Source organism: Stenotrophomonas pictorum JCM 9942 (assembly GCF_001310775.1).
GTDB lineage: Bacteria > Pseudomonadota > Gammaproteobacteria > Xanthomonadales > Xanthomonadaceae > Stenotrophomonas > Stenotrophomonas pictorum.
Window position 1 is genome coordinate 1 of record NZ_BAZI01000762.1, and the last position, 641, is coordinate 641.

2 protein-coding genes are annotated in these 641 nt (G+C 70.5%); both read right to left on the reverse strand.

The window, feature by feature from the left end; translation table 11 throughout:
• Nucleotides 1-291 (reverse strand): PhzF family phenazine biosynthesis protein (locus JCM9942_RS17550; RefSeq protein ID WP_157723082.1); only part of this gene is annotated, 291 nt, incomplete at its 3' end.
• A gap of 78 nt (nucleotides 292-369) precedes the next feature.
• The coding region (locus tag JCM9942_RS17555) for a PhzF family phenazine biosynthesis protein (RefSeq protein ID WP_172675212.1) at nucleotides 370-641 on the reverse strand (272 nt) is incomplete at its 5' end.

Genomic DNA, 641 nt, shown 5'->3' on the forward strand with positions numbered 1-641 from the left:
CCAGTCCACCGGCGCGGCGATGCCGGCTTCGAGCACCGCATGTGCGCTGCCGACGCTGGGATGGCCGGCGAACGGCACCTCCTTCTGCGGCGCGAACATGCGGATACCGTAGCTGCTGCCGGGCCGGGTCGGGGCGAAGATGAAGGTGGTCTCGGGCAGGCGGGTCCAGCGGGCGATGGCCTGCATGGCGGCCTCGTCCAAGCCGTCGGCGTCGAGCACCACGGCCAGCGGATTGCCGGTGCCGGGGCGGGGGGCGAAGACGTCCAGTTGCAGGAAGCGGCGGGTGGTCATGGCAGGTTGTCCGTAATCAGTGGGGTGGGCTGGCAATCAGGGGGCAGAGGGGTCGCGGGTGCCGCGGAGCAAGGTGGCTCACCACTCGATCTGCCCGCTGATCACCTGCTGCACCTCGCCGCCGATCCAGATATTGGAATCCCCATCGACCTCCACCCGCACCTCGCCGGCGCGGCCCAGCTCGCGGCCCTGGCTGGCCAGGTACTGCTGGAACGGTTTGATCCGGCCGTGGGCCAGCAGGTGGGCGGCGACCAGCGCATTGGCGCTGCCGGTGACCGGGTCTTCGTTGATGCCCACGCCGGGGGCGAAGGCGCGCACCACATATTGATAGCCCACGTCCGGGCGGTCGG